Source organism: Pectobacterium carotovorum (assembly GCF_033898505.1).
Lineage (GTDB): Bacteria > Pseudomonadota > Gammaproteobacteria > Enterobacterales > Enterobacteriaceae > Pectobacterium > Pectobacterium carotovorum_J.
Genome location: NZ_JAXAFK010000001.1, coordinates 888,800 through 900,954 on the forward strand (window position 1 = coordinate 888,800; position 12,155 = coordinate 900,954).

The following is a 12,155-nucleotide window of genomic DNA, read 5'->3' on the forward strand; positions in this document are numbered from 1 at the left end:
TTAGAGATCTTCCGACATACTGATTATGTCCCCTGAGGAGATCGCTATGCGTAAGATCCGATTCACTGAGCACCAGATCATCGCCGTCCTGAAATCAGTCGAGGCTGGCAGGACCGTCAAAGATGTGTGCCGCGAGGCTGCTATTTCTGAAGCCAGCTATTACAACTGGAAAGCAAAATATGGCGGGATGGAAGCCGCTGATATTAAAAAAATCAAAGACCTTGAGGACGAGAATCGTCGTCTGAAGCAAATGTTTGCCGATCTGAGTTTGGAATGCCGGGCGCTGAAAGACGTCATCGAAAAAAAGCTTTAAAACCAGCGATAAAGCGTGAGCTCGTCAACTATCTGACCACGCAATTTACGATGAGCATACGCCAGGCATGCAGGACGTTATCGCTAAGCAGGACGGTGTTTCGTTATCAACCGGATACGCGACGTGATGAAGCGGTGATCCAGAGGCTGACCGAGGTCGCTGAGCGCTATCCCCGCTACGGTTTTAAGAAGCTTTTTCAGGTACTTCGCAGGCAGGGGCGCGTCTGGAACCACAAACGCGTTCACCGGATTTACTGCCTGCTGAAACTGAATTTTCGCCGTAAGGGAAAGCAACGTCTGCCGGTGCGCAATCCGGCTCCGCTGGCGACGCCGGAAGCACTTAACCAGAGCTGGTCGATAGATTTTATGCATGATGCGCTGGTGTGTGGTAGACGCTTCCGGACCTTCAATGTGGTGGATGATTTTAACCGTGAAGCGCTGGCGATAGAAATTGACCTGAATATCCCGGCGCAACGCGTCGTGAGAGTGCTAGACAGGATAGTGGCAAACCGCGGCTATCCGCTGAAGATGCGGATGGATAACGGGCCAGAACTGGTCTCACTGGCACTGGCGCAATGGGCCGAAGAACATGGTGTGATGCTGGAATTTATCAAGCCGGGTAAGCCAACACAGAACGCGTTTATAGAACGGTTTAACCGAACATACCGGACAGAAATACTGGATTTTTACCTGTTCAGAACACTGAATGAAGTACGAGAAATAACGGAGCGCTGGCTGGCTGAATATAACAACGAGCGGCCTCATGAATCCCTGAACAACCTGACGCCGGAAGAGTACCGGCTGATGGCCGAAAACCCGGAAGTCTCAAAAAGTGCGTGGAACTAAAACAGGTGTGCTTACAGAGCAGTCAGGCTCCTCAAAAACGAAATTATCAAGAACCAAAACAGATATTTATCAAACCGTCACCGACAACATTATCTCGGCACTTGAAGCCGGAGTTAAGCCATGGTCTTGCCCGTGGCAGCGCGTACCGGGCATATCAGGATTACCTTCAAATTATGCGACTGGCGCTGCTTACAGCGGGGTGAATATCATGTTGTTGTGGATCAGTGCGTCAGAACAGGGATTCAATGATTCGCGGTGGATGACCTACAAACAGGCAAAAGTGGAAGGTGGTCAGGTACGCAAGGGAGAACACGGCACAACAGCCATTTTCTATACCATGCTGGAAAGGGAAAATGACGAAGGAGAAACTGACTATATTCCGATGCTTAAGACTTTCACCGTGTTTAATGTTGAGCAAATTGACGGTTTGCCTCTGAGTGATGAAGCCGTTTTCCCGGCAGAGACCTTTGAGCCGTTACCGCAGGCGGAAGCGCTTTTCCGTAACAGTAGTGCAACCATCATTGAGAAGGGGCAGAACGCCTATTTCGCACCATCAACCGACGAAATCCATTTACCGGAACGCCGTCTTTTTAGCGATGCTGCCAATTTCTACGCTACGGGTCTGCATGAGCTGGTTCACTGGAGTGGAGCCAAAAGTCGGCTGAATCGTGAAATGAAAGGGGAGTTTGGCAGTGAGGATTATGCTTTTGAGGAGTTGATCGCCGAGCTTGGAAGCGCGTTCCTGATGGCGGACCTGGGGATTGTCGGAGAGGTTCAGCATGAAAGTTATATTGCTTCCTGGCTGAAAGCACTGAAGAACGACAAACGCTATATTTTCAAGGCCGCCAGCGCGGCATCCAAAGCGCATCGTTATTTGGTGGATAAAATCTGAGCAGGAAGGAGTCGCAACGGAATGCGGCTTTGCGTGTAGGGCCGCTTAAAACAGTAACGCTGTAGAGACATGAGTGAGGCGGAGCGCAGCCAGGCGAGCACCGAACAGTCATGTCGCTACAGTGGAATAAAGCAAATCACGCGGACAGGGCTGAATGGGCAGCTATTCCCGGTTATCAGCAACTACCTGAAGCGCAAGTAGCCGCTGTTCCAGGTTATTCAGTCTTTCTTCGAGGTCATGGCTCTTCTGCTCAATATCTTCCAGCGTTTCTGACAGAACATCACGCAGCAGCACAAAATTTGCTTGTAGGGCATACACAAAATCGTTGCCGCGTTCCAGTAATGCTTCGCGCGGTATGTCCTGCAATACGGAATGTGTCATCCATGTGACCAGCGCTTTTGCGCTCATTTCGGTCAGTACGTCCGAAAGTCGGTCAGTTTCTCTGTTCATTCTGGTGTCCTGTATGTTCTGATGTCGGGGGAGTATTTAGGAAGGGTATTACTCTCGGTTATTGCGCTGCGGGTTGGGGCAGTAGGTGATACAGAAGAACTATATGCAGTGGCCTACATCAAGCTGTTGTAGCTCGTCGAGCGTGTAGATGCGGAAGACATTCCGGTGACGGGTTTCCAACGGGATGTGCTGATGGTTAACGATAACGTGCCTGATGCTGTCAAACAGCCTTTCAAGACCGCGCTTTTTCTGCGGGTCTGGCACGATATAAAAAACGTAAATCCAGTCTTTACGGGTCCGGGCCAGTAAATGGCTGGCGATGATTGACTGGTATCGGGCTCTGGTTTTCAGACGACGCTCGGTCTCAATGGCGATCACGGTGCCGCTGGGCAGGGTGATCAACCCGTCCGGGCGATGACTGACCTGATACCGGCTGAGGAAGGTTGTGCGGTCGCCATTTATCCACCCGGATGCGCCTTTTTGCTCAAGGATGATGCGGGCTGCCTGATTATCAAGGTGATGCTCCAACGTCCAGCCGGTGATTTTTGAAGGCTCAAACCGCGCCGGGAAAAGCGCATCGTCTGGTGTTAATACAACGGCCAGTCCGTCACTGGTTATGCCCCATAATGAAATTTTCATCGTCCGCGATATCAAGACGTGCTTGTGGATTAAGCCCATGCCCTCGACTTTTGAAAGCAGGGAATACAGTGATTTATGATCTCGGAATCCGAACAGCAGCATCAGCGTTTTAAAGTCACTGTACGTTTCTTCCTTCAGAAAATTCAGCAGTCGTTGTATTTTTTCGCGGTGTCGCGTCTGGCGTTCGCTGTATGCGGTGATAAGCATCATTCCACCCTTTAAAAATCCAGCAATGACGGGTTTTCCTCTTGATCGGCATTCGGTATTGTCGTGTCTTTTTCGTCCGTATTATCAAAATAAAGATCGGATCGAGTTGTTGAGATATTCGGCGTTGATTCGGGGTCGGGGGATGTTTCCTCCTCGCTAAAATCCAGGGTGATGTTTACCGTTGCGGCGGTGGCGGCAATCGCGGGCGACACGGCACAGATCTCCAGTTCGCGTTTTTTCACCCTGATGGGCGAAATCAGCGAAGCAGACGGGAGTGCTTTTGTCGTGAAGATGAAGCTGACAAAATCGGGTAGGTTCAGGATCATATTGCTGTCGGTAAAGAAACGCTCGGCCTGCCTGATGGTGCGTTCACTGTCGATAGTCTCTGTCAGCACGGCGTTGGTTTTCGCTTTGCGGACCTCATCATCGACTAATATGGTGCCTGACATCCTGGCTACCCATTCAGCGGTGTCCGGATCCATGACACGATAAACCAGTTTGAATTTAGCGTTCTCAACGACCGCGCCGACAACGGCGTCACCTTTCAAATCTGCCGGACAGTCTTTTAAATCGGCAATCGACTGATGGTCCATAATAATATGCACACCTTTATCGCGTGCCGCGCCTAAACCCTCCAGCGCGGGCCTGGATAAATGGTATTTCAGTTCGGAAAGATAAATAGCAATGGGGCGGGGCACGTTTTTCACTCGCTCGCGCCTTTCTGCCAGCTGGTACAGGCGAACCAGCAACATACGTTGAGCGGTAATGATTTTGCTGTTGCGCATTGAGCCAATCACATAACAGCAACCGCCTTCCTCAAATATCGTATTAAGCGAAAATCCGGTGGGGGCATTAATGGCATTGAGCAAGGCCAGCTCTTCAATTTTCCCGAAGAAGGCTTTTATCTTATCGGCAATAGCCTGAACGTAGTCTCCGTTATACACATCCCGAATGGTTGAGGCAGTATTAAGGGTGACAAATTGTGCGGCTATCCGGGCAGCTTTCCGGTCGTCAATGCGATAAAAATCTGACTCCTGATCTTTCTCTGCCAGACTGAAACCGGCAACAAAAAGCTCTTCCAGTTCATCGGCATTAATCTCTTCAATCAGGTTTAACTGGTACTGGGGTTTTCGCAGGTCAATCAGGGCAAAGGGCTTCCCGGCATCTTCACAAGCTTTTCGGTAAAGGTGGGGTGCCCATTCATCATCCTTGGGGTCCATCACAAATACGCCTTCACCGGCCAGAATACTTTGGTAAAGCAATAACCCGGTGGCCACCCCTTTACCGGCGCCGGTGGTGCCGATGATATCCGCGTGTTGTTTTTGCCAGTCTTTTAACGGCAGGTACATCGGCTGAATATCGCGGTCCATGCCAATAAATAACCCTTTGTTCAGGTCGATATAATCCAGCGGGTCATAATGCAGTGTTTCAGGTAGCAGTGATTTCACCGTGCGGACATCGGTGCGTAATTCCCGTTCAAGCGTTGTTTTTCTGACGAGGCATTTCTTTATTTTGTCTAATTCAGGGGTTAATACTCTGCGCAGCAGAATATGAAAAATAAACCCTGCTACGGTGAAAGTAATTAATGTTGACCATTCCAGAACTGGAACGCGGGTAACTATTCGACCCTGATAAAGCCACTGGAAAATCCAGATAACAACCGGGGCCATCGAGCCGGAAAGAAAACACAGCATGGAAAAAGCAATAATCAGCCTTTGCCACAACGGGGCTTTTTGCCGCTCATCGCTTTTCATCGACGCGAAAAGCGGCATTGTCAGCCCCGATAACAGCGCCAGCATCAGCTGATGCTGTTGCATAAAAGCCATGAAGCTCAGCACGCCATTCACTATCGGCGTCAGTGAAACGGCCAGCTTATTCAAAATCACGATGCCTCCTTCGTCAGCGGTTCGCCCCATGACATCGCCCCATCTGTTCGCCCCACGGTGTCGGGCGAAAAGGCGGGGCGAACGTCAGGGACGAAGAAGGTGGCCGCGTTGCGGCCATGTACCGGGAAGCATGCTTCCCTGCACCAAACGGCGTGCGCCAGTTCATGCGGGCTGGACGCCCTTATGATATGTCGCATGGGGGTAATGTCGCGGCTGGACGCCGCGCCAAAACCCCCAACGTCAACGGCGGCCCACCGTCGCCCGCTACGCGCGACCACCCCCTTTAAGACGGTCGCTTTCGCCTTTTTATTCCCTTTGCTCGTTCCTCGCAGCGGGAATAAAAGGGAAGCTGACCTTTAAAGAGGGTGGTCGCGCCACGCTACCGGCTTTTGGCCGGAGACTTAGCCGCGACGGTGTGCGGGGCTATGCCCCCCAAATAAACCGCTGTCGTGGGCGACAGCTTTTCGCTCGCTGGGGCGGCGAAATTTATTCGGCTCCCCCCGGCTGGCAAAATCCGCGTGGGCGCGGCTGTTTGCCGGTGAGGCGCGGCGCCTGAACTATTTTCGCTCCTTAACCCGCGAAAATAATTCTGTCCGCTGCCTCATTTTTACGGCCCGCATTTTTCACTCCTTAATTCGCGAAAAATGTGCCGGGCCGTAAAAACCTGAAAACCGCCACGCCTTAAGCCGGACTCGGCTAAAATATTTTGGCACTATAGGAGACCTGCGAATAAAACTAAGGCAGGGATTAATAGTGGCTCTCACGGATTTCCCTGATGATGTCGGAATAACACTGACGACTTTCTTTAATGCTGGTTTCATCAAGCGTAAATCCACGTAGGTTAGCTTCTTCTGTCAGCGTTACTCTGTCGGTAGCGTTCAGCGTTTGCAGTAATTGCAATAACCGGCATATAACCCGGTAGTGATAAATTTCATAATAAATGCCGTATCCACGCATCGCCTCATTTTCAATGTACTCAATAACGCAGGCTGCGCGCATGGAATCCCCACGCTGATGTGTCCAGGGATGCTGAATAAAACCCGGTTTGGTCATAAAGATAACCTCCGCTAATTAACCATGCACGCGGCCGAATTTATTGATAATCTGGCTGATAATTGCCGGGGCTGCCGAGTCACATTCAAGTAAAAATGATTTTCTGGCATCGGCGGTATGGTCCGGCAGAAAACCGTGCTTGTTCTTTTTGACGATATTAAAGAATGTGCGTTCAGCAGAATGGCATTCATTGCCGCCGCCGTTACCGGTGGCTTTACCGTACATGCATAACACCACTTCACAGGCGTCAGCGGCCATGACGGAGGTTGAATATGACGCCATAATGCAGAGTAATAATGCGGAGGGTATAACTTTTTTCATTTCGGTCACCTTGATATTTAAACGAGGGTTGTGTATTTCGATAAGTTATTTATTGGAGTCCTTTACTGAATACACCTCTCATGTCATTGAGATGAAGGGGTTTAAAATAAACATCACTCATCCGGCGTATGTCACCGTGAATATCAATGCTGACTATCACATCAATGCTCTTAAGCACCTTGCGTAACAGCACGTCGAAAGGCATGTTCCTGCAGTCGGGGTTTTCATAGCAGCGGTCAATTAACCCTTCAATACATTCTTCCGGGCTGCCCGCATGCAGGGAAGTCATTAATCCCTCATGCCCGGAACCGACGATTTTCAGTGCATCCCAGGCTTCTTGTCCGCGAATTTCAGCCAGTAATATCCGGTCAGGGTTCATACGATAATTGGCGCGTATCAGTCTGCCGGGCGTGATAATGGCATTATCCCCGGCATCCGCCGGATAAAAGAGATGGACATAATTGGTGTGGTGATAGAACCGGATTTCGGGATTATCCTCAATGGTGGTCAGCCTGAGGTGCCGGGGAATCGAGTGCAGCAGCGTTTTCATATAGGTGGTTTTACCGGAGCCGGTTTCACCGACGATAAAAATCGTCTTGCCGTATTCCACCGCTTTTTCCATAAAGCGGGGCATATCCTCACTCTGATAGTAGCGGGTCAGTTCAACATCTTTGCCTTCCGTTCGCTCCTTACCGGTCACCCGGTTATAAAATCCCGCATCAATCCATGACTGATGCGTTTTCTGCCCGAATGAGGGCTTGCGCAGCGTAATAGACACGGTATTACGCTCACAGGCCGGGGGAATAATGGCCTGAATGCGCTCGCCTGATTCAAGCGTGGCGGAAAGGATCGGCGAGGTGTCGTCGATATTATCTTCCTGCCAGGACGCCAGCGCTCTGGCAAAGGCGTAACACTGGCGCAGCGTAATCGGGGCTTCATGTCTTCGCCATTTCCCCCGGATTTTGGTATGCAGTTCACCCGGCCGGTTAACGGCAATTTCCGTCAGGCCGTCCTGCGCAATAAAATCAACAAACAGCTGGTTTTTCATAAAATCCAGCGACAGGTTTTCAGCGTTCATACCACCTCTTTTTCAGTCGTAGCTGCCAGACGGATGAGAAATCAATGTCGGTGCCGGTCATGATCCCGATGACATCACCCTGATTCAGGTAAAGGGTGGGCGGGATATTGATGCTGTTGTCCAGCGTCGTTTCCGCCATTTCCGCCGTGGCGGCGCGGGTGTTTTCGGTGTAGTCGGTATTGCGGTCTTTCCCCGGGGCAGCATCCGACGCCGCCGCAGCCACGTCCTGCACGGTACTGAGCATCAGGGCATTGCCGAAGCGCTCCCAGAAGTGATTGTCGATCCAACCTGAGATCCCCGCCTCGCCGAGCGGGCCGCTGGCCTGCGTATCAGTTAGCGGGATTTGCAGGCTGCCGGGCTCAGGCGTACGCAGCTCCGTCCACAGCACAAACATCCGGCTGCGTCCGTGTTGCAGCGCCCCGGTGCGGTAGATGCCACGGGCGACCGTTCCCGCAGGGATCAGCGTCACATGGTTGCTGGCGCTGTAAACATCTTCACTGACCAGGCAGGAAATATGCCCCCCGACATCGGACACGAAGCGCCACATCATCGAACACGGGATATAGCGGTCCACCGGGATATAGAGATCAGGATCGAGGCCCAGCCGTCTGACGCCGGTGACACGGGCGACGCCCGGATTGTCGTTGTTACCCGTTTCCGGCGCGGCAGTCTCCGGGCAGCGCAGGTTGCCATCCTTTCCCCTTGACAGTACTGATGGACAGGATGTGTATGTCGTGGATGATGACGGACTGTTGGACGTTTCTGCGTTGCTACGCGTTTCACCCGGGGACGTGCGTGCATTATCACCCGGCATTGTTCGGGCGTTGTTCAGCCCGTCAGCCAGTGCGGCTGCCTTGTTCAGGGCGGGTGGGGCTGGTGGCAGGGTGGGTGCGGGAGTGACGGCCTGGCGGGCAGGGTCTGTTTTGTCCTGTGTGCGCGGCCCGAACAGGCCAAACGGGCTACTGTCCATGCCCAGATTTTGACGCTCATGCAGCGTCTTCCCGGCGGAGGGCGGCGGCGCGGTGTCGGCTTCTTTCTCATTACCCCCTTTCAATGCACTGAAAAGACGATCGCCGCCGGATGCCAGGGCGATCACCAGCGTCAGACTCAGCAGGCTGACGATCAGCGTGCGGCGACCGGATACCTTACGAAAACGGGTCACTTCCGGCTGGCCGGGCGGTGTTTTCTGCTCCGGCTCCTGATACGCCATTGCCGCCCGGGCGCGTTCGCGGGCTTCCGCTTCCCGCTCTGCGGTGGTTTTTTCCGGTTCGTCCGGGACAGGTTTATCGGTCATTTCGCCTCCAGCGTAACGGACGGTGAAACGGTGTCGCTGCGGGTTATCGGGATGCGCCCGAATCCGTCGTTTTCGATCCCCACCACCGAGGTGCCGTAACGCAACACCAGTTGTGGCGCTGCCGGAACCACCATCACAATGTAATTACCCTGCTTAACTGTCCGGGGCGTAAGCGCCTGCTCCCGTCCGTTAACCACCCGGAAAACGGAAGGCAGGGTTCTGATGGGGGAAAAACCGATATAAGCAAAACGACCATCGTCCCAGGCAAAATCCGGCGCGATGGAGGTCGAACCCGCGGCGACCCGTTTGGTGTAGCGCCAGTTGCGTGGCATGCTGGCCTCTCCGAATGCTGCTGCTATTTGCTGCTTCTCCTGTCTTTCACGCTGCTGCGTCTGACGCGCGGCGCTGGCGGCGGCGGATTGCTGGCGAACCTCGGCCGGATAGTGGTAACGGATAACGAACGCCTGCGCGGGGGAATCGTGGTCCAGCACGTTCAGCTCCAGGCTGTAATCACGCTTTGAGGTCACCACGAAGAGGTTGGTCTTCCAGTCCTTTGCCGTGGGCAGGAACACCTGGCTGACGTTGTTGCCGCTGGCGTCCGTCACCGGCTGGGTAATGGGGTTCGGGCTGATGCCTACCCGGTTATCACTCTTCGTCACCGTCCAGCCTTTGGGAAAGCCCGCTTGCGCATCAATCACAGCTTCATCGTCGTCAAACAGCAGCGTGGTGACGTAGCCAGGGCGGGTATTGACGACCGTGGCGTTCTGGCTGTTATACGATACGTTCTGCATCCGGCCGTCATAACCGCTGCCGCGCGGGGTGGCGGCACTCCATGCCGCGCATGACGCGAGTAAGCCCGTCAGGAGCAGGATGTTTTTCAGCATCATTCGCTCCTCAGTTCTTTATCGCGCTGGTAGCTGGTGACGATAAAGCCCAGCGGGTTCACTTCACGCTGACTGTCGGTCAGTTGCTGATGCGGGACATAACGATAAGTCAGGCGGATATTCCAGAAGTCCGTTTTCACTGAATTATCAGAAATACGGCGGAGGGTGCGCTTAATACGCAGTGTTGCCAGGCTATCCGGCCCGGTGGCAGGCGCATGCACATTAGAAATAATGTCGATATAGACGACGTATTCGGCTTTATTAAAAATAACGTCCGGTGCCTGGTCGCCGTTAAACCCGTCCAGATAATCCCGGTTCACGCTGTCGCTGTTAAATAACTGTACGTCGTCGTAATCACGCTGGAGGGAGAAATAATTATATCCCTCACGGAGTCTGACATAGTGTGCCGCCAGTGAATGCGCCAGCGCTTTTTCAGACGCAATATCCCGCTCTTTAATGCGGGTCATATACTCATAACGACCGGTCTGTTTATCCACCGACCACAATTCAATGTCAGTGGTTTTCAGCGGCAGCAGAATAATCATGGCCGTAATTGCCAGTGCAGCCAGAATCAGCCCGGCAGCGGCCACCCGCCAGGCGGTTTTGCGGGAACGCTCTTCCTTTTCCAGCAGGATGGATTCAAAAGAGCGCGAGACATTAATGATGCGCTGAATATCAGACATGGTGAGTCAGCTCCTGAATTATGGCGGGGGAATTAACCGGCTGGGGATCGCCGGACACCGGCGGGAGGTCGCCCTGATGCTGCGCGCAGCCCGTAAGCGCGCACAACACCAGAAGCAAGATGCTGAATTTCATGGAAGCCTCTTATCGGATAAATGCAGGAAGGCCGCACCGCTGGCAGAGGCCACGGCGTGACGGAGAAAAGAAATTAGCGATCGGGAGGATTAACGGTGACGCTGCTGATTCTGGCGTTTCATGCTTTCGATGGCGGTGGCACGTTTCTGCCAGGCGTTCACGGCTTTGCCCGCACCTGCGGCAATGAACCTGCCGGTTGTCGCGGCTGCTGCCATGCCACCTTTGGCGGTCAGTCGGCCCCCTGCCTTTATGCCGGGTCTGGCGACGTCGGCAGATTTGCTGACCAGCCCGCTCAGTCCGCTCATGGCGGCACCCTGTAACACGGCCTGTACGGCGGCACCGCTCAGCGCAGTGGCTATTTTCGCTGAAAAATACACCACGACGCCTGCGGCAATCCCGGCCAGCAAACATTGCGCCGCCAGGGTCACCATATTGCTTTCAGCAGACGTTGCTGTGGCGGCATCCAGTATTTTACTCAGGTAGTTGATGGCGATCCGGACAGACAGGGCAGAGAACATGATCGTTAAGATTGCGGTAAATATTGTTTTCAGCCAGTTATCAAACATGGGTTTAAGAAAACCGTACAGCAGGCAGAAAATAAAGAGTGGGGCGGTGGTGGTCATTAACAGAATGGTGATTTCGGCGAGCAGGTTGACAAAGGTTGCAGCCAATAACAGAAAGATTGCACCGCCCCAGACCAGCACCTCGGAAAAGCCGCCATTCACTTTAACGTAGGTAGAAGTGTCCAAATTGAACAGCGTTTGCCCCAGCGCTTGTGCCTTTTCCCACACCGTATCGAGCAGCGCCCAGACATTATCATCGCCACTGATGCCGTCCTTAAGCCCTTCAATGGCCGCAATGATGGCATTCAGCCAGCCATCGCGGTTTAAAACAAAGGTGGTGATCAGCAACATGCGGCCCACATCCCAGACAACATCTTCAACCGGTGTCTGGAGTTTGCCGCCAAGCGTCTGATACCCGCGATACGTAATAAATAGGGTGAAGGAACTGACGATAATCACACTGATTAGGGTGCCGTAGGTAGAAGACTGACCTTCTAACACGGCATTGAGTCCATCCATGATGTTTTTGTCCATACCAACAAAAATACCACCGGACATGGTGCCTCTCATTAGTCAGGAACAGACAGGGGATAAAAACAGGGAGGGATCCCTGTTTTTGTTGGCGGGGATCTTACTGAGTGACGGATTTTCTTTTTTGGGCTTCCTGCTGAAACAGTGTCTCGAATTTTTCCCTGATGCCGGGTTTGCCTGTCTGGGCAAACATGAGTGCTGCCCGGTGCGCAAACTCGCAGTTGTCGCTTGCCTCGCCATCCTTGAGGCATTGCGTATAGACTTTATAGGTTTCATCGGGATGTTCTTTATACCAGGCTTCTGATTTCGTCTCTTTACAACCGGATAAGACGAGAATGCCTGACATGACGCATAAGGTTAATACGGGTTTCAACATGTTAACC

15 protein-coding genes are annotated in these 12,155 nt (G+C 52.9%); 2 read left to right on the top strand and 13 right to left on the bottom strand.

Going from position 1 to position 12,155, the window contains the following annotated elements; all coding sequences use genetic code 11:
- The first annotated feature begins 46 nt into the window (after nucleotides 1-46).
- Both R9X49_RS03795 and R9X49_RS03800 read left to right on the top strand, forming a co-directional pair.
- Nucleotides 47-1,158 (top strand): IS3 family transposase gene (locus R9X49_RS03795; RefSeq protein ID WP_319847286.1). Its coding sequence is split into 2 segments (ribosomal slippage): nucleotides 47-308 and nucleotides 308-1,158, totalling 1,113 coding nucleotides; the frame shifts between segments, so codons are not numbered across the junction.
- Nucleotides 1,145-2,050, top strand: a complete 906-nt coding sequence (locus R9X49_RS03800; RefSeq protein ID WP_319847287.1) for an ArdC family protein — start codon at nucleotides 1,145-1,147, stop codon at nucleotides 2,048-2,050. The genes R9X49_RS03795 and R9X49_RS03800 overlap by 14 nt, the downstream gene beginning before the upstream one ends.
- A gap of 162 nt (nucleotides 2,051-2,212) precedes the next feature.
- Here R9X49_RS03800 and R9X49_RS03805 read toward each other — a convergent pair whose 3' ends face one another.
- From R9X49_RS03805 to R9X49_RS03865, 13 genes are all read right to left on the bottom strand, one after another.
- Entirely contained in the window at nucleotides 2,213-2,500 is a 288-nt protein-coding gene (locus tag R9X49_RS03805; protein ID WP_319847288.1) for a hypothetical protein, read from the bottom strand.
- Between the two features lie 99 nt (nucleotides 2,501-2,599).
- Complete coding sequence (gene mobC, locus R9X49_RS03810; RefSeq protein ID WP_319847289.1) at nucleotides 2,600-3,346, bottom strand: MobC family replication-relaxation protein; 747 nt, start codon at nucleotides 3,344-3,346, stop codon at nucleotides 2,600-2,602.
- An 11-nt stretch (nucleotides 3,347-3,357) separates the two neighbouring features.
- The gene (locus R9X49_RS03815; RefSeq protein WP_319847290.1) at nucleotides 3,358-5,232 is read right to left on the bottom strand and encodes a type IV secretory system conjugative DNA transfer family protein; all 1,875 of its coding nucleotides are present in this window, start codon (nucleotides 5,230-5,232) and stop codon (nucleotides 3,358-3,360) included.
- A complete protein-coding gene (locus tag R9X49_RS03820; protein WP_319847291.1) occupies nucleotides 5,229-5,429 on the bottom strand; it encodes a hypothetical protein in 201 nt (66 codons plus the stop codon). The genes R9X49_RS03815 and R9X49_RS03820 overlap by 4 nt, the downstream gene beginning before the upstream one ends.
- 550 nt (nucleotides 5,430-5,979) lie before the next feature.
- On the bottom strand, nucleotides 5,980-6,285 hold the full coding sequence (locus R9X49_RS03825; protein WP_319847292.1) for a hypothetical protein: 306 nt from the start codon (nucleotides 6,283-6,285) through the stop codon (nucleotides 5,980-5,982).
- A gap of 18 nt (nucleotides 6,286-6,303) precedes the next feature.
- Nucleotides 6,304-6,606, bottom strand: a complete 303-nt coding sequence (locus R9X49_RS03830) for a TrbM/KikA/MpfK family conjugal transfer protein (protein ID WP_319847293.1) — start codon at nucleotides 6,604-6,606, stop codon at nucleotides 6,304-6,306.
- A gap of 49 nt (nucleotides 6,607-6,655) precedes the next feature.
- Nucleotides 6,656-7,684, bottom strand: coding sequence for a P-type DNA transfer ATPase VirB11 (gene virB11 / locus R9X49_RS03835; protein ID WP_048284485.1), 1,029 nt, complete (start codon nucleotides 7,682-7,684; stop codon nucleotides 6,656-6,658).
- Nucleotides 7,674-8,978, bottom strand: a complete 1,305-nt coding sequence (gene virB10, locus R9X49_RS03840; protein ID WP_048284486.1) for a VirB10/TraB/TrbI family type IV secretion system protein — start codon at nucleotides 8,976-8,978, stop codon at nucleotides 7,674-7,676. Before virB10 ends, virB11 begins: the two co-directional genes overlap by 11 nt.
- Nucleotides 8,975-9,862, bottom strand: a complete 888-nt coding sequence (virB9, locus tag R9X49_RS03845; RefSeq protein ID WP_064367704.1) for a P-type conjugative transfer protein VirB9 — start codon at nucleotides 9,860-9,862, stop codon at nucleotides 8,975-8,977. The genes virB10 and virB9 overlap by 4 nt, the downstream gene beginning before the upstream one ends.
- Nucleotides 9,862-10,545: a virB8 family protein gene (locus R9X49_RS03850; RefSeq protein ID WP_064367705.1), complete on the bottom strand. Its 684-nt coding sequence runs from the start codon at nucleotides 10,543-10,545 to the stop codon at nucleotides 9,862-9,864. The genes virB9 and R9X49_RS03850 overlap by 1 nt, the downstream gene beginning before the upstream one ends.
- Nucleotides 10,538-10,678 carry a hypothetical protein gene (locus tag R9X49_RS03855; RefSeq protein WP_015696803.1) on the bottom strand — a complete coding sequence of 47 codons (141 nt, stop codon included), beginning with the start codon at nucleotides 10,676-10,678 and terminating at the stop codon, nucleotides 10,538-10,540. The genes R9X49_RS03850 and R9X49_RS03855 overlap by 8 nt, the downstream gene beginning before the upstream one ends.
- 89 nt (nucleotides 10,679-10,767) lie before the next feature.
- On the bottom strand, nucleotides 10,768-11,799 hold the full coding sequence (locus R9X49_RS03860; RefSeq protein ID WP_064367706.1) for a type IV secretion system protein: 1,032 nt from the start codon (nucleotides 11,797-11,799) through the stop codon (nucleotides 10,768-10,770).
- Nucleotides 11,800-11,872: 73 nt separating this feature from the next.
- Nucleotides 11,873-12,148: an EexN family lipoprotein gene (locus R9X49_RS03865; protein WP_064360497.1), complete on the bottom strand. Its 276-nt coding sequence runs from the start codon at nucleotides 12,146-12,148 to the stop codon at nucleotides 11,873-11,875.
- Nucleotides 12,149-12,155: the final 7 nt, after the last annotated feature.